Origin of the sequence: Roseovarius sp. PS-C2 (assembly GCF_018862045.1) — a bacterium.
GTDB lineage: Bacteria > Pseudomonadota > Alphaproteobacteria > Rhodobacterales > Rhodobacteraceae > Roseovarius.
Window position 1 is genome coordinate 183,622 of record NZ_JAHKSQ010000001.1, and the last position, 22,385, is coordinate 206,006.

A 22,385-nucleotide genomic window follows, 5' to 3' on the forward strand; every position below is an offset into this window, starting at 1 on the left:
TTATTCTGCCCCTACAGTCATTCTTGTTACCTGCCACCATTCTTCGACGGCGTTTTCGCTCATTCTCAGCGTTGGGCGCGCGGCAAGCCGCATGTCTACCACGACAACATCGCGCGCCAGCGTCTCCTGCACCTCGTCCAGCACGATCACCCGCTCCAGCGCGCGCACGGGGTTGGCCTCGGGCAACAGGATGCGTTGGCCGCGATCCAGCACCACGTCCCACCGCCGCTCACCCATGCGCACCAAACCGCGCACCCGCTCCCTGAGAGGGGCGGCGGCGCGCAGGATTTCCAATGCCTCGGGCACGGCGCGATCGGCCCCCTCGCCGACGATCAGCGGCAGGTCGGCACGCGCCGCACGGCTGTCCAGATCGTCCACGACGACACCCTCGGCATCGACCGCACCCAGCCCGTCACGGGTCCGCCATACCGCCACCGGCTCGCGCTCGCGCACCTCGGCCACCAGAACGCCCCCTTGCCGGATGCGCAGGCTGGCCTCGGCCACGGCGGGCAGGCCCTGCACCATCTGCTGAACATGCTCCAGATCCAGATCGAAGGAACTGGCCGGCAGGTCGTAAGGGAAAATCTCGCGAATATCTTCTTCGACGCCGGTGCTGGCGCCTTCGACGGCCAGCAGCGACACCATGAATTCCGGGCGCGTGGCCAGTTGCTCGCGCATGTCGGCCACACTCAGCAGGATCGCCTCGCGCCGCGCATCGTCGGCCAGATACCATGTGCCGACGGCAAAGGTCAGGCAGAACGGAATGCCCGCCCGCAGGGCCAGCCGGAACAGCGGCGTCAGCATCAGCCGCTGGAACCTGTAGGACCAGCGCGAGGGGGCCGGATCGGGGCGTGTCACCTGTTGCACGATGCGTCCTCCACCAGCCAGTGGCACAGTTCGGGGAACGAAATCCCCACCGCCTGCGCCTGTTCCGGGCTCAGCGAGGTGGGCGTCATCCCCGGCTGCGTGTTGGTTTCCAGCAGGATCAGCCCGTCAAGCCCGCGCGACTCGTCCCAGCGAAAATCGGTGCGGCTCAGGCCACGACAGCCCAGCACCTCATGCGCGCGCACCGCGTAATCGAGGCAGGCCTGGAAAATCTCGTCCGGCAGGTCGGCGGGCACCACATGGCGCGATCCGCCCTCCTTGTACTTGGCGTCGTAATCGTACCAGCCTTCGGTCAGGATATCGGTCACGGTCAGCGCCCGGTCGCCCAACACGCTGGCGGTCAGTTCACGCCCCGGCGCAAAGGCCTCGACCATCACCTGCTCGGGCATGTCATCGGACAGCGCAGGCGGCGCATTCGCCGCCTCGTGCACCAGATACACCCCTACCGACGAACCCTCGTTGTTGGGCTTCACCACATAGGGCGGCGCGATCACGTGGCGCGTGCGCACCTCGTCGCGCGCGGCCAGAACGCTTTCGACCACCGGCAGACCGGCGGCGCGGTAGGCATCCTTGGATTTCTGCTTGTCCATCGCCAGCGCCGAAGCCAGCACACCGGAATGCGTATACGGAATCCGCATCCATTCCAGCAGCCCCTGCACGCAGCCATCCTCGCCCCAGCGGCCATGCAACGCGTTGAACACGACATCGGGCGCGGCGTCGGTCAGGCGCGCGGCCAGATCACGGCCCGCGTCCACTTCGATCACCTCGTAACCGGCTTCCCGCAATGCGGCGGCGCACTCACGTCCTGTGGAAAGCGACACTTCGCGCTCGGCCGAAGGTCCGCCCATGATCACCGCCACAATCGGGGATTTTCTGCTCGAAAGTCCCAACTTGTGCCTCAAAGTCCCGGACCGTTTTCCGGCCCTGTTTAATTCTGTCGCCTGCCTTGGCGTCACGGGGCCGGTTCGCCGACCCTCATGATTTCCCAATGTAACTCTATTCCGCTGTTTTGGAAAACCCTTTTTCGCACCTCTTCACCCAAGGTTTCCAGATCTTGCGCCGTGGCGTCGCCGGTGTTGATCAGGAAGTTCGAATGCTTCTCGCTCATTTGCGCGCCGCCGATGCGCGCGCCGCGCATGCCGGCATCGTCGATCACCTTCCACGCTTTCAGGTCATGCACGTCATCCGCGCGCCCCGTGCTGGAAATCCCCGCAGGGTTGCGAAAGGTGCTGCCGGCGGTGCGCTCCCTGGTGGGCTGGGTGGCGTCGCGCTTGGCCAGTTGCTCGGCCATGCGCGCCTCCAGCGCCCCGGCCTCGCCTTTCGGCGGGGCGAACACCGCCTCGACGATCACCCATCCCTCGGGCAGATCGGTCTGACGGTAGCGGAAATTCAGATCACCCGCCGTCAGGGTCACCACCTCGCCTGCGCGCGTCACCGCCGTGGCCTCGACGAAATGATCCGCCGTATAGATGCCATAGCACCCGGCATTCATCCGCACCGCACCGCCAATCGCGCCGGGGATGGTGCGCAAAAAGGTCAGGTCCAGCCCCGCCGCCGCCGCCTTGCGCGCCACATGCGCATCCAGCGCCGCCGCACCCGCACGCACCCGGTCGCCATCTATTTCGATATGGTTGAACCCCCGGCCCAGCCGGATCACCACGGCGCGCAAGCCTCCGTCGCGCACGATCAGGTTGCTGCCCACCCCCATCGGGAAAACCGGTGCCTCCGGCGGCAAATCGCGCAGGAACGCGGCCAGGTCCTCCACATCGGCGGGCTGGAACAGCCAGTCCGCAGGCCCTCCCACGCGCAACCATGTCAGATCCGACAAAACCCGGTGTTCCGTCAGCTTGCCGCGCGTTTCAGGCATCCGCATCCTTGTTCCCCACATTCCGGCGCAGCCAGCGCCCCAGATAGATGACCGGCCAGCGCAGCAGGCTCATGCCCGCCAGCAATACCGCCAACCCGATCCACGGGCCGTTCTGATAGGTGACATAGCCCAGAATGGGAACCCCCACAGCGATCAGCACATAGGCGCGACGCCAGTGATTGTCGCGGCTGGGGATCATCGCCAGGACATTGGCGGCAATCGCCCAGAGAAAGGCCAGGACCAGCGACAGGCTCATGACCCCACTCCGAAACTGACGGCCAGCGCCCCAAGCGCCGCCACCAGCCCCGCCACGGGCACCGCCATCGGCACCCGGAACGCCGCTTCGGGCTCTGCCCGCTTCATGGCGATGAGCGCAGCGTTGACCAGCACGAAGACCGACAACAGAATGGCCGAGGTCGCCTCGGCCAGATCGGCCACCGGCAGCAGAACCGCCATGGCGATCACCGCGACGCCGATCAGGGCCGTGGCCAGAACCGGCGTGCCGAACCGGGGATGCGCATGATGAAACACCGCCAGCGAAGGGTGCCGCCGCCCGACACCGAACATCACCCGGCTGGCCATGACGATCTGCGCCAGGATACCGTTCATCGCCGCCGCCACAGCGATCAGCGACAGGAACCCGGCATTGCCGCCCCGTGCGCTCGACCAGACCAGCGCCAGCGGCTGCTCGGACGCGCCGAGCCGCTCCAGCGGCACCGCACGCACGGCGGCCCAACTGACCAGCGCATACAGCAGGCTGGTGATCACCAGCGACATCAGGATCGCACGCGGCAGGGTGCGCAGCGGGTCGCGCACCTCTTCGGCCATGTTTACGATATCCTCGAACCCGATAAAGGCGAAAAACGCCAGCACCGCCGCCGAGGCCACGCCGGTCCAGACAATTGCGGCGGGCGCGGCGTAATCCGCTGTCGGCTCGGCCCCCGCCCCGGCCCAGACCACCAGCGCCAGCCCCAGAACCTCGACCGCCGTGAACAGGGCCGCGACGGTCAGGCTTTCCAGCACCCCGACAATCGCGACCCCGACCAGCACAAGCCCCATGACAATCGCCGTCGCGGCAAAGGGCAGGTCGACCACGCTCAGCAGATAGCCGGTGCCGCCGCGCAGCACCGCCGCCGCCGACACCGCGCCGGCGGCCACGATGGCCAACCCCACCAGCATCCCCAGCCATGCGCGTCCCAAACCTTTTTCGACGAAAACCGCCTCGCCCGCCGCTTCCGGCAGGCGGGTGGAAAACTCGGCATAGCTCAATGCCGTGGGGGCCGCGATCAGCCCGGCGATGACAAAGGACAACGGTGCCCAGACGCCCGCCTCGGCGGCCACCGCGCCGACCAGCACGTAAATTCCGGCCCCGACCATCACGCCCACGCCATAGGCGGTCAGCAGGCCCAGCCCGATCCGGCGCTTGAGGTGTTCGCTCATCTCACGCCCTTCCCGTTTGTCGTAAACCGGGGTTTCGTTGCCCCCGGTCCCCCCCGGTGATCGTTACCTGCGCTTCAGGCGCTCCGGCAACCCATTGGCCCATGCGCTGATCGTGCCCGCCCCAAGGCACACGACCATGTCGCCGGGCCGTGCCTGTTCGCGCACCAGCCGTTCCAGATCGTCCTCGTCCTGGATGGCGCGGGCATGGCGGTGGCCATGCCGGATCAGCCCCGCCACCAGATCGTCGCGCGTCGCGCCTTCGATCGGGTCTTCGCCCGCGGCATAGACTTCGGCAATCGCCACCACATCGGCCTCGTTGAAACAGGCGCAGAAATCGTCGAAATGATTGTGCAGGCGGCTGTAACGGTGCGGCTGATGCACCGCGATCACCCGCCCCTCGCAAGCCTGCCGCGCGGCCTTGAGGACGGCGGTGATTTCCGTCGGGTGATGGCCGTAATCGTCGATGATGGTCACGCCGTTCACCTCGCCCACGCGGGTAAAGCGGCGGTTCACCCCGCCGAACGCGGCCAGCGCCTGCCGGATTTCCACATCCTTCATGCCCAGATGACGCGCCACCGCCACGGCGCTCAGCGCGTTGCTGACATTGTGATCGCCGGGCATCGGCAATGTGCAGCCCTCGATGGTCTTGTCCTCGTTCTGCAGGCGGATATCGAAATGCGCCACGCCCTTTTCATAGCGCAGGTTCACCGCCCGGATATCGGCCTGCGCGTTGAACCCGTAGGTCACGACACGCCGGTCGGTCAGCTTGCCCACCAGCGCCTGCACATCCGTGTCATCGGTACAGCACACCGCCAGCCCGTAGAACGGGATATTGCTGACGAATTCGTAGAACCCGCGATGCAGGTTCTCCTCGGTGCCCCAATGCTCCATGTGTTCGGGGTCGATATTGGTGACGATGGCGATGGTCGCGGGCAGGCGGTTGAAGGTGCCGTCGCTTTCGTCGGCCTCCACCACCATCCATTCACCATCGCCGACACGGGCATTGCTGCCATAGGCGTGGATGATCCCGCCATTGATCACCGTAGGGTCGAAATTCCCGTGATCCAGCAGCGCGGCGACCATCGTCGTGGTGGTCGTCTTGCCATGCGTCCCGGCCACGGCCACATTGGATTTCAGCCGCATCAGCTCGGCCAGCATCTCGGCCCGGCGCACCACGGGCAGGCCCCGGCGGCGCGCCTCGTCCAGTTCCGGGTTGCCCGGCTTGATCGCCGACGAGATCACGACCACCTCGGCCCCCTCGAGGTTCTCCGCCGCCTGTCCCTCGAACACGGTCGCGCCCATGCCTTCGAGCCGCTTTGTTATGGCCGAGCGTTTCAGGTCGCTGCCCTGCACCACATACCCGTGATTGAGCAGGACCTCGGCAATGCCCGACATGCCGATACCCCCGATCCCCACGAAATGAATGGGGCCCACATCTCCGGGCAGTTTGGTCGCGGCATTCATCACAGGCTCTCCTTCACGCGCGAAATCCCTCATTGGTCGTTCTCCCTGCCAGCATCCGCCGCCAGCGCCTCGACCATGTCGGCCAGATGCTGCGGCGCGTCGGGCACCGCCACGCTCAACGCGGCCTGCGCCATCTGAAGGGCCCCTTCGGGAGTCGTCAAAACGCTGGCTATCTGCTCCGAAAGCGTCTCGACCGCAAGCTTCGATTCCGGAATCACGATCGCCGCCCCCGCCTGCGACAGCCCCTTCGCGTTGGCGCTCTGATGATCCGCCGCCGCCGCCGCATAGGGAATCAGGATCGAGGGCCGCCCGATCACGCTGATATCGGCCACGCTGCTGGCCCCGGCGCGGCTGATCACCAGCTGCGCCTCGCTCATCCGGCGCGGCACATCGCGGAAAAACCCGGCCACATCGGCGTCAATCCCGTGTTCGGTGTAAAACGCGGCGACCCGCTCGCCATCCTCGTCCCGCGCCTGATGGCTGACCCGGATGTTGCGGCGCAGCTCTTCGGGCAGGGCCGCAATCGCGCCGGGCACCACATCGCTCAGGATACGCGCGCCCTGGCTGCCGCCGATCACCAGAATCGACATCGGGTAATCCCCCGGCGGGATATAGGCCGCCCCCGCCCGTTCCAGCACCGCGGCGCGCACCGGGTTGCCCACATGCACCCCCTCGACGCCCTCGGGCAGCGCGGTCGGCCATGTGCCACAGGCCACACGATCCACCTTTTTCGAGAACACCTGATTCACCCGGCCCAACACGCCGTTCTGCTCATGCACCATGCGCGGCAGGCGCAACAGCCACGCCGCCCCAAGCGCCGGGATCGTCGGATACCCGCCGAATCCCACCACAACGGCGGGCCGCTCGCGCAGCATCCGGACCGTCGCGCCCAATACACCGCCCAGAATGTGAAACGGCGCCAGCAGCCTGTTGACAATGCCACCCCGCGCGAAGGTCGCGCTGGACACCTGCTCGATCTCCACCGAATGCGGAAAGCCCCCCACATAGCGCGCCCCGCGCGCATCGGTGCTCAGCCGCACATGCCAGCCCCGGCGCAGCATCACCTCGGCCAGCGCTTGGGCGGGAAACATATGCCCGCCCGTGCCGCCCGCGGCGATCACCAGCAAGGGCGCCTTGCCGTTCATCGGCCCCTCCCGCGCAGGATATCCCCGATCTCGCCCTGCGGACGGGTGCGGGTAAAGGCGAACAGCATGCCCACGGCGATGCCCCCGGCAATCAGGGACGACCCGCCATAGCTGACGAAAGGCAGCGTCATGCCCTTGGCCGGCAGCAGGCGCACGGCCACGCCCATGTTGATCATCGCCTGCACGCCGAACATCGCCACCATCCCGGTCCCGGCCAGACGGATGAAGGGATCGCGCTCGCGCATCAGGCGCATCAGCGAGCGCACGACGACAATGGCGTAAAGCGCGATGATGATCAGCACCAGGATCAGCCCGTATTCCTCGGCCGCCACGGCGATGATGAAATCGGTATGCGCATCCGGCAGGCTCCACTTGACCTCGCCCTCACCGACGCCCACGCCGAAAAACCCGCCCTCGCGGATCGCGTTGGTGGCAAAACCGAGCTGCGTGTTGGGGTCGACATCCGGGCTCAGGAACCCGTCGATCCGGCGCGCGAAATGCTCGGACCCGGAATAGGCGAAACTGCCCGCCAGCACCACGCAGACCGCCATGCCGATCAGCAGCAACAGCGGCGCCCCGGCCACAAAATACATCACGCCCCAGCCGAACAGCACCAGACAGGCCTGCCCGAAATCGGGCTGCATCGCCAGAAAGACCACGATCACCAGCGTCAGCAAGAACGACCAGCTCCGCCCCGGCGGGCCGTTGATCTCCTGACTGGCCGCCATCATCCAGGCCGCGACCACGACGAAACCGGGCTTCAGGAATTCCGACGGCTGCACGCTGGCAAAGCCCAGCGAATACCACCGCACCGCGCCCTTGCCGAAATCTGTGCCGAAAAACGGCAGCAGCATCAGCGCCGCAAAGGCCCCGAGAAACCCCAGAACGGCCAGCCGCCGCACCAGTTGCGGGGTCATCATCGAGGTCAGCATCATCGCGCTCAGCGCCAGCGCGCCGAACACCGCCTGCCGCTCCACGTAATGGAACGGCGCAAAGCCGTTCTTTTCCGCCAGCGGCGGCGATGCCGCCAGCCCCAGCAAGATCCCGATCCCGAACAGGATCAGAACACAGGACATCGACCATTTGTCGATCGTCCGCCACCACTTGGGAAGAACAGGCTCCGACTCCCGCACAGGGATCGTGCCATAGACCATTTCTGTCATCTGAACCGCCGACTACTGCCTCATGTCCCGCCCCTTTTCGGGGTCTGTTCGCACAGTTTAGCAGCAGAACGGCCCCGTGGGAAGCGTTCTTGACACCATGCGCGGCGCACCACGCATGGGCGCGATGCAAACGCACCCACCGCCCCATTGCCTGTTTTCACCGCCAGGAAGACCCGACGCGCCCCCTTTCTTCTTGCTCCAAATATCCCCGCCGGAGGCATCCGGCACCGGCCACCGGGCGCAGGGCCGTGAAACCGATTGACCCCACCCGCCCCATGCGCCACATCCTGCCCCCATGCAGGTCAACACACTGATCCTCGGCGCCGGGGCCGCCGGTATGATGTGCGCCGCCCAGGCGGGCGCGGGCACCCTGATCGTCGATCATGCCAGGGCGCCGGGCGAGAAAATCCGCATCTCGGGCGGCGGGCGCTGCAATTTCACCAACATGCATGCCGGGCCGGAAAACTTCCTGTCGGGAAATCCGCATTTCTGCAAATCCGCGCTGTCACGCTATACCCAGTGGGATTTCATCGACCTCGTGGCACGCTACGGCATCGCCTATCACGAAAAGACCCTCGGGCAGTTGTTCTGCGACGGCAAGTCCGGGCAGATCATCGCCCTTCTGCGCTCGGAAATGGCCCGCGCCGGGGCCGATCTGTGGCTGCAGACCGCGCTGGTCGAGCTGACCCATGACGGCAGCCGCTTCATCGCCACGCTCGACCGCGAGGGCCAGCGCACAACCCTCACCGCGCGTCACCTCGTGGTGGCCACCGGGGGCAAGTCGATTCCCAAGATGGGCGCGACGGGGCTCGCCTATGAGATCGCCGCGCAATTCGGGCATGGCCTGCGCGAAACGCGCCCGGCGCTTGTGCCGCTCACCTTTTCCGATCAGCGCTTTGCCGGTCTCTCGGGCGTGTCCGCCCCGGCGCGGGTGTCCAATACCCATGCCGCGTTCGACGAATCCGTCCTGTTCACCCATCGCGGCCTGTCCGGCCCCGCGATCCTGCAAATCTCCTCCTACTGGCGCGAGGGCGAGGATATCGTGATAAACCTCGACCCCGGCGGCGATCTGTTTGAAACCCTGCGCGCACAACGTCAGCAGGAAGGGCGGCGCAAGCTGACCACCGAACTGGCCCGCCATCTGCCCGCGCGTCTTGTCGACCACCTTGCCCCGGACCTGTTACCAAACGGTAACCTCGCCGATCAGTCCGACGCCGCGCTGGCCGAAATGGTGCGGAACCTGCGCGAATGGCGTCTCAGGCCCACCGGCTCCGAAGGCTACCGCACCGCCGAGGTCACCCTCGGCGGCATCGACACGGCGGGCCTGAATTCACAGTCCATGATGTCGCAAACCCTGCCCAACCTGTTCTTCATCGGCGAGGCCGTGGACGTGACCGGCTGGCTCGGGGGCTACAATTTCCAGTGGGCCTGGTCCTCGGGCTGGGCGGCGGGGCACGCCATTGCCGCAGGCCCGAAAGCCTGATCAGCGCCCGATACAGTAGGCCGCGCCGCCATAAAGGACCGGCGCGTTTCGCGGGCATGCTCCGCGCAGCACCTTGCGCGGTTTCTTCCCTGCCGGGGTGCGCGCACGACCCAGCTTTTCGTCGGCACAGGCATTGATCCACCGGGCATCCGCCTTGCTGACGCCGCCGCGCGGCAGAATGCGCAGAACGGAATTTCCGGCCAGCGGATATTCCTGCCAGACCGCCTGAAAAACCGCCCGGCCACCCCGGCCCAACTCATGTTTGCAATCCAGAATGGCGGCGCGCTGGTCGTTCGCCGAATAGTACCCGTCACGATCAGCACCGAGCGCCGCAGCGGGTGATGTCATCGGAAGAAGCGCCAACAGGGCGGCGCCGAATGTTGCGCTGAAATATCTCATCAAAGGTGTTTCCCGTCTTTTAATATCTCCTTCTGATTGATGCCGGTTTTGATGTCCAGGGTCAACGTCCCCCTCCCGGCGTGCTGTGGAGGTGGCGGCGGACCCGGCGGGCACGGGCGATTTGCGCCCCTCATGAACGCAAATCGCCCGGATACCCCCGATTTTCGTACAAAACCCGCGTACACATCGTACAAAACGTACGAAACGCTCAGAGGCGGGACATAACCTGGTGGATGAAATCCTCGCCGCGTTTTTCGAAATTGTCGTACTGGTCGAAACTGGCCGCCGCGGGGGCCAGCAAGACCGTCTCGCCCGGTTGCGCATCCTCCGTGGCGCGGGCGACGGCGCGCTCCATCGTGGTGCAGACCTCGGCCTCAAGCCCTTCCAATTGCAGGGAAAATTCCGCCGCTTCGCGCCCGATGACATAGGCCTTCGCGACATGGCCGAATCCCGGCACAAGCGCCGACAACCCGCCCTCCTTGGCCAGCCCGCCGCAAATCCAACGGATTTTATCGAACGCCATCAAGGCCTTGAGCGCCGAATCCACATTCGTCGCCTTGCTGTCGTTCACGAAAGCGACCCCCTCCTTCTCGGCAATCACCTGACTGCGATGCGGCAACCCCCCGAAGGACTGAAAGGCCCGCTCGATCACCTTGGGCGCCAGCCCGAGTGTGCGGCAGGCCGCATAGGCCGCACAGGCGTTCTGATGGTTATGCGCCCCCGGCAAGCCCTTGATATTCCTCAAATCTATCGACCCGGCCTGTTTGCCCTTGCGGTACTCCGACAGGAACCCCTTGCGCGCGAACACCGACCACCCCGGCCCCGACAGCTTGCGATCCGCCGACACCCGGATCACCCGGTCGTCACCACGCCCCACGGCCAGTTGCCCGGCCAGGAACAGGCCCTCGTCCTCGTCCACACCGATGATCGCACGATCCGGCCCGCCCTCGGCAAACAGCCGCCGCTTGGCCGCGAAATACCCGCCCAGACCGGCATGCCGGTCCAAGTGGTCGGGGGTCAGGTTGGTGAAGACCGCAATATCTGGTGTCAGGGCGCGGGCCAGCTCGGTCTGGTAACTGCTGAGTTCCAACACCACCACACCGCCATCGCCGGGCGGGTCGATATCGAGCACCCCGCGCCCGATATTCCCGGCCAGTTGCACGTCCTTTCCGGTCTCGTCCAGAACATGATGAATCAGCGCCGAAGTCGTTGATTTTCCATTGCTTCCGGTCACCGCGATCACCTTGGGGGGTTGGTCGTATTCCTCCCATCCGGAGCCCGAGAACGAGCGGAAGAACAGCCCGATATCGTTGTCCACGGGCACCCCGGCCTGCAAGGCATTGGCAACCACCTTGTTGGGCTGCGGATAAAGATGCGGAATGCCGGGGCTGACAATCAGCGACGCGATGTCATCGAACACGCCATCGCGCGATAAATCCTTGATTTCAAACCCTTCCTCGGACGCGACCTCACGTGCGGCGGGGTTATCGTCCCATGCCAGAACCTGTGCGCCGCCCGCCCGCAAGGCCCGCGCCGCCGACAGGCCCGACCGCCCCAGCCCCAGCACCGCCACACGCTGCCCGGATACGCCCTGCACCTCGATCATGCCTGTTTCCTTCGATAGTTGACCACGCCAAACTGCCCCCACAACGCCCCGCGCGCAAGCGGGTTAAAAAAGTGTTACGCCTCCCGAACGCTCCCGGCAGGGCGACAGTACCGAATCCCTTTGTTAACAAGGGCCGCGGCCCCATTCAGGCCATTCGGTATCGTGTCGGTATCACGTCGGTATCGCGTTGGAGCCGGAGCGGTGCGGCCTGCGGATGAACCGGGCGCACGCTGGAGGTTCGTACAAAGCGTACGCGCGTTTCGTACAAAAGGTGAAACAGCCCCCCGGCAGCGTCAGCGAACCTTCAGCGTCGCCAGCCCGATCATCGCCAGGATCAGCGCGATGATCCAGAACCGGATAACGATCTGCGGCTCGGCCCACCCCTTTTTCTCATAGTGATGATGGATCGGCGCCATCAGGAACACCCGCTTGCCGGTGCGTTTGAAATAGAGCACCTGAATGATCACGCTGAGCGCCTCGACCACGAACAACCCGCCGACAATGCCAAGGACGATCTCGTGCTTGGTGACCACCGCAATCGCGCCCAAGGCACCGCCAAGCGCCAGCGACCCGGTATCGCCCATGAACACCGCCGCAGGCGGGGCGTTGTACCACAGAAACCCGAGGCCACCGCCGAACAGGCCAGCGGCGAAGATCAGGATTTCCCCCGTGCCGGGGACGTAGTGCACATCGAGATATTCGGTAAAGTCCACACGCCCCACCGCATAGGCGATCACCCCCAGGGCGCCGCCCGCGATCATCACCGGCATGATCGCCAGACCGTCCAGCCCATCCGTCAGGTTCACGGCATTGGCCGCGCCCACGATGACGAACATCGCGAAGGGCACGAAGAACCAGCCGAGATTGATCAGCGTGTCCTTGAACACCGGCAGGGCCAGATGGAACTGCAACGTGTCAGGGTGATAGACCGACGCCCAGTACGAGGCGATACCGGCGATCAGGAAACCGAGCCCAAGGCGCACCTTGCCGGACACGCCCGACACGTTCTGCTTGGACACCTTGGCATAGTCATCGGCAAATCCGATCAGCCCGAAGGCCAGCGTCACGAACAGCACCAGCCAGACGAACGGATTGTCCAGCCGCGCCCAAAGCAGGGTCGATGTGAGCAGCGCCCCCACGATCAGCAAGCCGCCCATGGTGGGAGTGCCGGTCTTGGCAATGTGGCTTTCCGGGCCGTCGCTGCGGATCGGCTGCCCCTTGCCCTGGCGCTTGCGCAGCACGTTGATCAGCGGCGGCCCGAACAGGAAACCGAACAGCAGCGCCGTCATGAAGGCCCCGCCCGCGCGGAAGGTGATGTAGCGGAACAGGTTAAAGACATCCCCGCCATCCGACAACGCGGTCAACCAGTAAAGCATTCAACTGTCCTCTGTTTCCCGGCCCGAAGGCCGCACGGCGCGTCGCAGCGCATCGACCACAAGGCTGACTTTGCTGCCCTTGGAGCCCTTGACGAGCACGACATCGCCCGCGTCTATCATACGGCGGGCGCGCTCCGCCAGTTCCTGTGCCGTTTCGCACCATACGCCGCGCTTGTGCTCGGGCAGAACCTGCCATAGCGCCCGCATCCGCGGACCGACACAATGAATCACGTCCAGATCGGCAATGAAGGGCAGATCGGCCAGACCGGCATGCAGGGCGGTTTCATCCTCGCCCAGTTCCAGCATATCGCCCAGAATGGCGATGCGCCGCCCCTTGGACACCCGCCCGACGCCATCCTCGGGCGTGGTGGCTGCCAGGACTTCGAGCGAGGCGGCCATCGAGGTGGGGTTTGCATTGAACGCATCGTCGATCAGTGTCAGCGACAGATCGTCCACCGAATCCAGAACGATCCTCTCGCGTGTGCCCCGCCCTGCCGGGGGCCGCCATCTGGACAGGTCGCGCGCCGCCAGCGTCACGTCGCCCCCCAGGGCCTCGGCCACCGCCAGAACCCCAAGGGCGTTGGCCGCGAAATGGCGGCCCGGCGCGGACAGTTTCACGATTTGCGGCCCCGAGGGCAGGTCGGCCCGGATCACCGTGGCGTCTGCGGTCAACTGCGCCGATGTCAGGCGATATTGGCAGTCCTCACCCGCCCCGAAGCGGAGCACCGGCCCGCCCGTCGCCCGTGCCGCGCCCTCGATGGTGCGCGTCACGGTTTCGTCCAGATCGCCGTTGAAGATACAGGCGCCGCCCTCTTCCAGCCCTTCGAAGATCGCCGCCTTCTCCCGCGCAATCCCGTCGAGGTTCTCGAAAGCCTCCATATGCGCGGGCGCGACGGTGGTGATCATCGCCACATGGGGCCGCGCCAGGCGTGACAGCGGCGCGATTTCGCCGGGGTGGTTCATGCCGATCTCGATCACCGCGAATTCGGTCCCGGCAGGCATGCGCGCCAGTGTCAGAGGCACGCCCCAATGATTGTTATAGCTTGCCTCTGCGGCATGGGTGCGGCCCTGTCGGGACAGCACATCGCGCAGCATTTCCTTGGTCGAGGTCTTGCCGACCGAGCCGGTCACGGCCACCACACGGGCCTGCGTGCGGGCCCGCGCGGCACGGCCAAGCGCCTCGAGCGCGGTTTGCACGTCCTCCACGATCAGCAGCGGCGCGCTGTCGTCCAGCCCGTCGGGAATGTGGCTGACCAGTGCGGCGGCAGCCCCGTTTTCAAGTGCCTGCGCCACGAAATCATGCCCGTCGCGCGCCGCTTTCAGCGCCACGAACAGATCGCCGGATTGAATGGTGCGGGTGTCGATCGAAACGCCGGTGGCTTGCCAGTCGCGGGTGCTGCGCCCGCCGGTGGCCGTTGCGGCCTCCCGTGCCGTCCAGAGCGTCATGCGAGGCCCCCGTCGAGCGCCGACACCGCGACGCTGGCCTGTTCGCTGTCATCGAAGGGAAACACGTCATCGCCGACGATCTGCCCGGATTCATGGCCCTTGCCGCAAATCAGCAGCGCATCGCCCGGCCCCAGCATATCGACCCCGCGCAGGATCGCCTCGGCCCGGTCGCCCACCTCGGTGGCCGAGTCGGCCCCGCCCGCTGCGGCGACGCCCGCCATCACCGCGGCGCGGATCGTTGCCGGGTCTTCCGAGCGGGGGTTGTCATCGGTCACGATCACAAGATCGGCGTTCTCCACCGCCGCCCGGCCCATCAGCGGGCGCTTGGCCGCGTCACGATCCCCGCCCGCGCCGACGATGGCGATCAGGCGGCCCATCACATGCGGGCGCAGCGCCTTGAGGGCGGTCGAAACCGCATCGGGCGTATGGGCGAAATCCACGAAAACCGCCGCGCCATTGGCGCGGGTCGCGGCCAGTTGCATCCGGCCCCGCACGGTTTTCATATGCGGCAGGGTTTCAAAGACGCGCTCGGCATCGGCCCCGGCGGCAATGGCCAGACCGGCGGCCAATAGCACGTTTTCGGCCTGAAACCCGCCGATCAGCGGCATCCGGGCCTGGTGTATCCGGCCCTGCCAGTCAAAGCGCAATTCCTGCCCGGTTGGATCGAACCGCTGCGCCAGCATGTGCAGATCGCTCCCCTCGCGGCGGCCAACCGTGATCAGGTCCTGCCCGCGCGCGCTGGCGATTTCGGCCATCGTTTGGCCCTTGGGATCGTCGACGTTCAGCACCGCGACGCCATCCTCGGGCAACACACGGGCGAACAGCCCGGCCTTGGCCGCGAAATATTCATCGAACGTGGCGTGGTAATCCAGATGGTCCTGCGAAAAATTCGTGAACCCCGCCGCGCGCAGATGCACGCCGTCGAGCCGGCGCTGCTCCAACCCGTGCGAGGACGCCTCCATCGCCGCATGGGTCACGCCCGCCGCCTCGGCCGCAGCCAGAACGCGGTGCAGGGTGATGGGCTCGGGGGTGGTATGGGCCAGCGGCGCCTCGAACGCGCCTTCGACGCCGGTGGTGCCGATATTCACCGCCTCCAGCCCCAGTTCCATCCAGATCTGGCGGCAGAAACTGGCGACCGAGGTCTTGCCGTTGGTGCCGGTCACGGCAACCATCACCTCGGGCTGCGCGCCGAACCACAGGGCGGCGGTATAGGCCAGCGTCTGGCGCGGGTCTTCGGCCACGATCAGGGCGACATTGTCATACAAGGCCAGATCGTCAGCCGCCAACCGCGCGCCTCTTGAATCGGTCAGGATGGCCGCGGCCCCCATGCGCAACGCGTATTGAATGAATTCGCCGCCATGCACGCGGGTGCCGGGCAACGCCGCGAAGAGAAACCCGTCGGCCACCTCGCGGCTGTCCACGGCCAGGCCGGTGATCTGCGCCCGCTTGCCGCCTTGCGCGGTCAGGCCGAGTTCCGTCAGTGATTTCGTCTGGCCCGCCACCATATGTCCCCGCACGTCATGTCTAATTCGCTGTCAGCGTTATAGCAGCCAGTTCGCCGGGTTCAATCTGTGGACGGAGCCCCAACAGGGGGGCGACGCGACGTATGATTTCGGCAGCCACGGGCACGGCTGTCCAGCCCGCCGTGCGGCGCGGTTCGTCGCCCGAGGTTTCCACCGGCTCGTCCAGCGTGACCACCAGCACGTATTCCGGGTCATGGGCCGGAAAGACGCTGGCGAAGGTCGCGATCACCTTGTCCTCGTAATACCCGCCGCCCCGTTCCTTGGGCTTGTCGGCGGTGCCGGTCTTGCCGCCTACCGCGTATCCCGGCACTTCGCCAAAGCTGGCGGTGCCTTCGGTGACGACCTTACGCAGCATGTCCAGCGCGACGCGCGCGGTCTGTTCGGACATCACGCGCGGACCAAGCTGCGCCGTGGGCTGACGCAGCAATGTGGGGGTCACCTTGCGCCCGCCATTGGCCAGCGTGGCATAGGCGGCGGCCAGGTGCATCGGGCTGGCCGACAGGCCGTGGCCATAGGAAATCGTCATTGCCGACAACTCGGACCATTTCGGCGGCAACAGGGGCTGCCCGCCCGCGGCTTCGACGATCTCGACCGGAGTCGGATCGAAGAACCCAAGTTTTTTGAGGAACGTCTGCTGACGCTCGGCCCCGATCATCTGGGCGATACGCGCGGTGCCGATGTTCGAGGATTTGACGATTACCTTGGTGGCGGTCAGCTCCGGGCCGTAATTGTGGAAATCCCGAATGCGGAACCTGCCCCACCGCAGCGGCCCCGAGGTGTCGATCATCGTCGACGGGTTGATCAGGCCCAGTTCCAGCGCCTGCGCGACCGCGAAAATCTTGAAGGTCGAGCCCAGTTCGTAAACCCCCTGAACGGCGCGATTGAACAGCGGGCTGTCGCTGGGGTTGCCCTCGGTCGGCGGGCGGGGGCGGTCGTTGGGATCGAAATCGGGCAGCGACGCGACCGAGATCAACTCACCGGTTTTCGCCTCCATCAGGATCGCGGTGGCGCCCTTGGCGTTCATCAGGGTCATGCCGCCATGCAAAACCCGCTCGACCGCCGCCTGCACCGACAGGTCGAGCGACAGGGTCAGCGGCTCGTGGCCATGCGCCGGATCGCGCAGGCGTTCGTCGAACTGCTTTTCGATACCCGCCACGCCGATCACCTCGGCGGCATGGACGCCCTCACGGCCGAAACTGGCCCCGCCCATCACATGCGCGGCCAGCTTGCCGTTGGGGTAAAGGCGCATTTCACGCGGTCCGAACAACAGGCCCGGCTCACCAATGTCATGCACGGCCTGTTTCTGTTCGGGGCTGAGTTTCTTCTTGATCCACAGGAACTTGCGCTTGCCGGTGAAATCCTTGATCAGCCTCTCGCGATCCAGATCGGGAAAGATCTTGACCAGCTCATCCGCCGCCCGCTCCGGTTCGATCATCTGGGGCGGCTGCGCATAGAGGCTGTGGGTTTCGAAATTGGTGGCCAGGATACGGCCCTTGCGATCCACGATATCGGCGCGCTGCGCCAGTATCTGCGCCCCGGCAACGGAACTGCGCGGCTCGGACGGCTCGGAACTGGCCAGAACGCCCATTCGCCCGCCGATCACCGCGAAGGCGCAAAAGAACATCGCCCCCAGAACCAGAAGGCGCCCCTCGGCGCGCACACGGGCGCGATCCCGCATCTGTTCGTGCCGGATGCGGATATTCTCGCGCTCGATGGCATCGGGGTTTTCGCCCTTTGCGCGGGCATCGAGGATACGGGCCAGCGGGCGCAGCGGGGTGCGGATCATTGCGTGTCCTCCATGTTGGAAACCTCGACCGGAGTCAGGATCGGCAGGGTTTCGTCCTCGGGCGGAAAGGCCACCTGGTCGATCCGGCCGAACTGATAGGGCTGCAGCGGCACAAGGCCCAGCTTGTCGAAATTGATCTCGGCCAGATCGCGCAGACGGTCGGGCCGGTTCAGATAGGCCCATTCGGCATTCAGTACGCGCAGGCGCTGACGGGCATCGGAAATCTGAATCTGGAGCCTCTCGGCGCGGTTCAGCGCCGCCTGGGTTTCGTAATTCTCGCGATAGGCCCAAAAGGCCAGGCCGATCACCGATAAAGCGGTCAGAACGTAAAACAGGCTGCGCATTATCTGTCCCCCTTGAGCAACGGCATGCCGATGGCCTTGCGATCCGCCGGCGTGGCCGGTGCATCCGTACGGATCGCCACGCGCAGCTTGGCGCTGCGCGAGCGTGGATTTTCACCGAGTTCGCGATCGTCCGGGCCAATGGCTTTGCGGTTTCGGACCTCGAATTCCGGCGCGATGGCCTGCACCTCGGGCGCGTGGCGGCTGCCCCGCCCGCCCCCGCCGGACTTGGCCTGAAGGAAGCGTTTGACCATCCGGTCCTCGATCGAATGGAAGGTCACCACCGCCAGTTGCCCGCCGGGTTTCAAGGCGCGTTCGGCGGCCTCCAGCCCGGCGACCAGTTCACCGAATTCATCGTTCACCGCGATGCGCAACGCCTGAAAGCTGCGGGTCGCGGGATGAGCCTGCCCCGGCTTGGGACGCGGCAGGCATTTTTCCACGATTTCAACCAGTTGAAAGGTAGTCTTTATGGGATTTTCCTCGCGGGCACGAACAATCGCACGGGAAATCCGGCGGCTGGCGCGCTCCTCGCCATAAAGATACAGGATATCGGCCAGATCGCTTTCGGACGCCGTGTTCACCAGATCTGCGGCGCTCGGGCCGTCCTGGCTCATCCGCATGTCCAGCGGGCCGTCCTGCATGAAGGAAAACCCCCGCTCGGCCCGGTCGAGCTGCATCGAGGACACCCCGAGATCCAGCACCACGCCATCCACGCCCTGCGCATGATCGTCCATGTTGGAAAACGTGTCCTGCACTAGGTCCAGCCGCGCGCCGTATTCCGCCCCCCATTCGCGCGCCATCTCGAGCGCCAGCGGGTCGCGGTCCACGCCGATCACACGCTCGGCCCCGGCCTCGAGCAGCGCACGGGTATAACCGCCCGCGCCGAGCGTCCCATCGACCCAAACGCCCCGAACGGGCGCGACGGCCTCCAGCAGCGGGCGCAGAAGAACAGGAATATGCGGGGCGGAATCGGGGGCGTGGGCAGCGGCAGCCATCCGTCAATCCCCTTTCGGCCCATCCAGGAAGGACAGCGGATCGAAATCCTCGGGCAGATCGTCCAGCCACTCCTCGGTCTTGGCCAGTTCTTCTTCCTCGTAGGTTTCGGGCTTCCAGACCTGAAAGGTGTCACCGGCGGCGATGAAGAACGCTTCGCTCTCCAGCCCGATCTTCTGGCGCAGCTTGGCCGGCAGGACCAGACGCCCGGTTTCGTCCACATTGGTGGGGTAGGATTGACCATGAAACAGGCGCTGCAGCATCTTGCGCTCCATCGAGCCGCGCGGCAACGCGTCGATCTTGGCGTCGACCTCGGCGATGGCGTCCATGGTATAGCATTCAAGGTAGCTGCGGCGGTGATCGCCATAGACGATGACCAGTTCGGGATTCAGCCCGTCGGTCCAGTTCGGGTCGGAGGCTTCGAGGACACGGCGAAAAGAGGCCGGGATCGACACCCTGCCCTTGCTGTCCACCTTGTGGTGGCTTTCACCTCTGAACCTGCGAACCACTGTCCCGTCCGCCTCTCTGTCGCCCCTGGTTGAAACACGTCCCCCTGAAACGAAACGACGGACTGAGCTGCTGCCACTGCCCAATCCGCCGCCCTCGTCCCGCCTTGCGGGGGTGTCCGACTGCGCGCGCCACCTGGGGGGATGTCTGCTCGCCCGCGCGCCGGATCTCTTCGTTCGATGAAAGCGGGTGCCTGTATGAAACCTGACTTGGGTGTTTTTTGTTCGGGGTCTTTGTTGCGCCCCTTTGTTCCCGTCCTCATCGTGATTAAAGGGATGACATGGGAATTCATGGAGATCAATAAGTTTTTGCGGGAAACAGGCACATGATCTTGTTCTCTACGCCCTTCAAAAACAACATGATGTGCCGAATTGGAGCATTCAGACGCATAACCTAGCGGAAAGAACCACAGACAAACACAACATATAGTAGGCAAATGCAGGGCCGGATTTTTCCCATGTTTTCCCGAAAAAATCCCATAAATCAGCGACCCGGCCAGAAATTCCAGGCGAAATCAGGCATACTCAGGACCGATCGCATCGATCACGCCGCCGTGATTCGGCGCGCGAACAGACCCCGCCCATGAATTCCCATGACGCGGTCCCATGAATTCCCGCTCAGCTTCCCAGGATGTCCCGAAAGGCGCCGTCAGCCCTGTGCAGGCGCCAGCCACTTATACATCACCAGCGCATCCACCAGCCCCGCCTCGGGGTGGTGAAACGCCCCCGGCAGGCGGCCCACGGTCTCGAACCCCAGATCCTGCCACAGACGGATCGCGCCGGTATTGGTGGACACGACCAGATTGAACTGCATCGCCAGATAGCCCAGCTTGACCGCCTCGTCCTGCGAATGCAGGCACATCGCGCGCGCGACCCCCTGCCCACGGGCCGAGGGGGCCACCATGTACCCGCAATTGCAGACATGAGCCCCGTTCCCGGCCTGGTTCGACTTGATGTAATAGCTGCCCAGGATTTCGCCCTCGCGCTCGGCCACATAGGCGGCACGGGGCTGCTCGACCCACAGCGTCAGCATACGGTCGCGTGTCAGGTTCGGGTCGATGGCATAGGTATCGCCCTTGCGGATCACGTCGCGCAACAGGGGCCACACCTTATCGGCATCCGAATCCCGCACCGGGCGGATCACAAGATCGCCGTTGTCCTTCACCCGATGCTCCTTGCGTGGCCGTTTCAGGAGAGGCCACATTACCCCTTGCGCCGCTCAGAGCAAGCCCTCGCGCAAAAGGCCGCGCCGCAGCCCCGGCGTCCGCCGCCGGGACCGCGCGTCATTCATATCAGCCGCGCACCACGAAAACCGAGCATTTGGCGTGTTCGGCCACCTTGCCGCCATTCGATGGCCAGATGTAATCGAGAATGTTCGGCATGTGGCTTTGCATCACGATAAGATCGACGCCCTCGTCCTTGACGGCCTTGATCAGCACATCGTCGATATCTGTTGTCGGATCATGCGCCATCACCATGTCCGCCGTGGCATTGATCCCGTGCGCCCCGGCCTGCTCTGCAGCAAAGGCCATCAGCTTGTCCTTGTACTCCGCAGGGTTGTGCGCGGTCGAACTGGGCGTGGGCGTGGTGGCCCCGACATAGACCACTTCGGCACCGTATTGCTTTGCAAGGTCTGCTGTCACGGCCAGCGATTTTGCCAGATCGCCTTTATGGGCCAGATCGACCGGCGTCATGATCTTCTTGAACATTCACTATCCTCCTGTCGTGCGGATTGCATCGCCGCTCCTGTCCGAAACCGGACAGGCCGCCTGTGCGCTCCGCCGAACGGGGGCCTGCGGCGGCTCCGCAGGATGCCCCTTGCGTCGACGGTAACGCGGCGCGGGGCCGGAAATCAATCAACCACGCCGTTTTCTATGCCAGTCGCGACATATGCGGCCCCGCAGGACGATCTCAGGCGTTCACATCCACCACGATACGCCCCTTGACCTGCCCCTTGAGGATATCGCGCCCCAACGCCGGCAGGTCCGACAACGTCGCGGGCTGCACCATGGCCTCCAGCTTGTCCATCGGCAGGTCGCTGGCCAGCCGCTGCCACGCGCGCAAACGGTTGTCATAGGGCTGCATCACGCTGTCGATCCCCAGCAGGTTGACACCGCGCAGGATAAACGGCGTGATCAGCGCCCCCTCGATCGCCGCGCCACCGGCCAGCCCCACGGCCGCAACCGAAGAGCCGTATTTCATCTGCTTGAGCACCCGGCCCAGCATGACACCCGCCACCGCATCGACGCAGCCCGCCCATTGCTCGGATTCCAGCGGCTTCCGGGTCACCTCGGTCAATTCCTCGCGCGCAACGATCTGACTCGCGCCAAGCCCCTTCAGGTATTCGCCGGTCTCGGGCCGCCCGGTCACCGCCGCCACCTCATACCCCAGATTGGCCAGGATCGCCGTGGCCACACTGCCCACGCCGCCCGCGGCCCCGGTCACCAGAACCGGCCCGTGACCCGGCTCCAGCCCGTGATTCTCCAGCGCCATGACCGACAGCATCGCAGTCAGCCCGGCGGTGCCCACCGCCATCGCCGCACGGGTATCCAGCCCCTCGGGCAAGGGCACCAGCCAGTCGGCCAGCACCCGCGCCTTCTGGGCATAGCCGCCCCAATGCGCCTCGCCCACGCGCCAGCCGGTCAGCACCACCTTGTCGCCGGGCTTGTAGCGCGCATCGCTGCTCTCTTCGACCGTCCCGGCAAAATCGATCCCCGGCACATGCGGATAGCGGCGCACCAGCCCGCCACCCGGCCCGACGCACAGCCCGTCCTTGTAGTTGACCGTGGAATAATCCACCGCCACCAGAACCTCGCCATGGGGCAGGTCATCGACCCCGATCTGCGTCACCGCGGCGCTCGTCTTGCCGCTGTCCTCGTCCTTGTCCACGACCAGTGCGTTGAACATCTGTCTCTCCCTTCGCGCGTTCAGGGCCAGCCCCCTGCTTCATCTTTCCCAAAAT

21 protein-coding genes are annotated in these 22,385 nt (G+C 65.4%); 1 reads left to right on the plus strand and 20 read right to left on the minus strand.

What is annotated here, in order from left to right:
* From KPG71_RS00875 to ftsW, 8 genes are all read right to left on the minus strand, one after another.
* Window positions 1–867, minus strand: a complete 867-nt coding sequence (locus tag KPG71_RS00875; RefSeq protein WP_288942001.1) for a cell division protein FtsQ/DivIB — start codon at window positions 865–867, stop codon at window positions 1–3.
* Window positions 855–1,733: a D-alanine--D-alanine ligase gene (locus KPG71_RS00880; RefSeq protein ID WP_253195995.1), complete on the minus strand. Its 879-nt coding sequence runs from the start codon at window positions 1,731–1,733 to the stop codon at window positions 855–857. Before KPG71_RS00880 ends, KPG71_RS00875 begins: the two co-directional genes overlap by 13 nt.
* A 104-nt stretch (window positions 1,734–1,837) precedes the next feature.
* Window positions 1,838–2,758: a UDP-N-acetylmuramate dehydrogenase gene (gene murB, locus KPG71_RS00885; RefSeq protein ID WP_216336060.1), complete on the minus strand. Its 921-nt coding sequence runs from the start codon at window positions 2,756–2,758 to the stop codon at window positions 1,838–1,840.
* Window positions 2,745–3,008, minus strand: coding sequence for a DUF2484 family protein (locus tag KPG71_RS00890; protein WP_216336061.1), 264 nt, complete (start codon window positions 3,006–3,008; stop codon window positions 2,745–2,747). The genes murB and KPG71_RS00890 overlap by 14 nt, the downstream gene beginning before the upstream one ends.
* Window positions 3,005–4,192 (minus strand): APC family permease, encoded by a 1,188-nt coding sequence (locus KPG71_RS00895; protein ID WP_216336062.1) that lies wholly within the window; start codon window positions 4,190–4,192, stop codon window positions 3,005–3,007. The genes KPG71_RS00890 and KPG71_RS00895 overlap by 4 nt, the downstream gene beginning before the upstream one ends.
* Window positions 4,193–4,255: 63 nt before the next feature.
* Window positions 4,256–5,656, minus strand: a complete 1,401-nt coding sequence (gene murC / locus KPG71_RS00900) for a UDP-N-acetylmuramate--L-alanine ligase (protein WP_216336687.1) — start codon at window positions 5,654–5,656, stop codon at window positions 4,256–4,258.
* A gap of 29 nt (window positions 5,657–5,685) precedes the next feature.
* Complete coding sequence (locus tag KPG71_RS00905; protein ID WP_216336063.1) at window positions 5,686–6,801, minus strand: UDP-N-acetylglucosamine--N-acetylmuramyl-(pentapeptide) pyrophosphoryl-undecaprenol N-acetylglucosamine transferase; 1,116 nt, start codon at window positions 6,799–6,801, stop codon at window positions 5,686–5,688.
* Entirely contained in the window at window positions 6,798–7,964 is a 1,167-nt protein-coding gene (ftsW, locus tag KPG71_RS00910) for a putative lipid II flippase FtsW (protein ID WP_216336065.1), read from the minus strand. The genes KPG71_RS00905 and ftsW overlap by 4 nt, the downstream gene beginning before the upstream one ends.
* A gap of 295 nt (window positions 7,965–8,259) precedes the next feature.
* Here ftsW and KPG71_RS00915 point away from each other — a divergent pair, with 295 nt between their 5' ends.
* Entirely contained in the window at window positions 8,260–9,447 is a 1,188-nt protein-coding gene (locus tag KPG71_RS00915) for an NAD(P)/FAD-dependent oxidoreductase (RefSeq protein WP_216336067.1), read from the plus strand.
* On the opposite strand, the gene KPG71_RS00920 is transcribed toward KPG71_RS00915, so the two are convergent.
* From KPG71_RS00920 to acuI, 12 genes are all read right to left on the minus strand, one after another.
* The gene (locus tag KPG71_RS00920; RefSeq protein WP_216336069.1) at window positions 9,448–9,846 is read right to left on the minus strand and encodes a hypothetical protein; all 399 of its coding nucleotides are present in this window, start codon (window positions 9,844–9,846) and stop codon (window positions 9,448–9,450) included.
* Window positions 9,847–10,054: 208 nt separating this feature from the next.
* A complete protein-coding gene (gene murD, locus KPG71_RS00925) occupies window positions 10,055–11,452 on the minus strand; it encodes a UDP-N-acetylmuramoyl-L-alanine--D-glutamate ligase (protein ID WP_216336071.1) in 1,398 nt (465 codons plus the stop codon).
* Window positions 11,453–11,745: 293 nt separating this feature from the next.
* Window positions 11,746–12,828 (minus strand): phospho-N-acetylmuramoyl-pentapeptide-transferase, encoded by a 1,083-nt coding sequence (mraY, locus tag KPG71_RS00930; protein ID WP_216336073.1) that lies wholly within the window; start codon window positions 12,826–12,828, stop codon window positions 11,746–11,748.
* Window positions 12,829–14,274, minus strand: a complete 1,446-nt coding sequence (murF, locus tag KPG71_RS00935) for a UDP-N-acetylmuramoyl-tripeptide--D-alanyl-D-alanine ligase (protein ID WP_216336075.1) — start codon at window positions 14,272–14,274, stop codon at window positions 12,829–12,831.
* Window positions 14,271–15,779 carry a UDP-N-acetylmuramoyl-L-alanyl-D-glutamate--2,6-diaminopimelate ligase gene (locus KPG71_RS00940; protein WP_216336688.1) on the minus strand — a complete coding sequence of 503 codons (1,509 nt, stop codon included), beginning with the start codon at window positions 15,777–15,779 and terminating at the stop codon, window positions 14,271–14,273. Before KPG71_RS00940 ends, murF begins: the two co-directional genes overlap by 4 nt.
* A 19-nt stretch (window positions 15,780–15,798) precedes the next feature.
* Complete coding sequence (locus KPG71_RS00945; protein ID WP_216336076.1) at window positions 15,799–17,583, minus strand: penicillin-binding protein 2; 1,785 nt, start codon at window positions 17,581–17,583, stop codon at window positions 15,799–15,801.
* A complete protein-coding gene (locus KPG71_RS00950; RefSeq protein ID WP_216336078.1) occupies window positions 17,580–17,927 on the minus strand; it encodes a cell division protein FtsL in 348 nt (115 codons plus the stop codon). The genes KPG71_RS00945 and KPG71_RS00950 overlap by 4 nt, the downstream gene beginning before the upstream one ends.
* Window positions 17,927–18,919, minus strand: coding sequence for a 16S rRNA (cytosine(1402)-N(4))-methyltransferase RsmH (gene rsmH / locus KPG71_RS00955; RefSeq protein ID WP_216336080.1), 993 nt, complete (start codon window positions 18,917–18,919; stop codon window positions 17,927–17,929). Before rsmH ends, KPG71_RS00950 begins: the two co-directional genes overlap by 1 nt.
* A gap of 3 nt (window positions 18,920–18,922) precedes the next feature.
* The gene (gene mraZ / locus KPG71_RS00960; RefSeq protein ID WP_216336082.1) at window positions 18,923–19,426 is read right to left on the minus strand and encodes a division/cell wall cluster transcriptional repressor MraZ; all 504 of its coding nucleotides are present in this window, start codon (window positions 19,424–19,426) and stop codon (window positions 18,923–18,925) included.
* A gap of 646 nt (window positions 19,427–20,072) precedes the next feature.
* A complete protein-coding gene (locus KPG71_RS00965) occupies window positions 20,073–20,588 on the minus strand; it encodes an N-acetyltransferase family protein (RefSeq protein ID WP_367397290.1) in 516 nt (171 codons plus the stop codon).
* A 127-nt stretch (window positions 20,589–20,715) separates the two neighbouring features.
* Window positions 20,716–21,132 carry a universal stress protein gene (locus KPG71_RS00970; RefSeq protein ID WP_216336086.1) on the minus strand — a complete coding sequence of 139 codons (417 nt, stop codon included), beginning with the start codon at window positions 21,130–21,132 and terminating at the stop codon, window positions 20,716–20,718.
* A 202-nt stretch (window positions 21,133–21,334) separates the two neighbouring features.
* Window positions 21,335–22,330 carry an acryloyl-CoA reductase gene (acuI, locus tag KPG71_RS00975; protein WP_216336088.1) on the minus strand — a complete coding sequence of 332 codons (996 nt, stop codon included), beginning with the start codon at window positions 22,328–22,330 and terminating at the stop codon, window positions 21,335–21,337.
* Window positions 22,331–22,385: the final 55 nt, after the last annotated feature.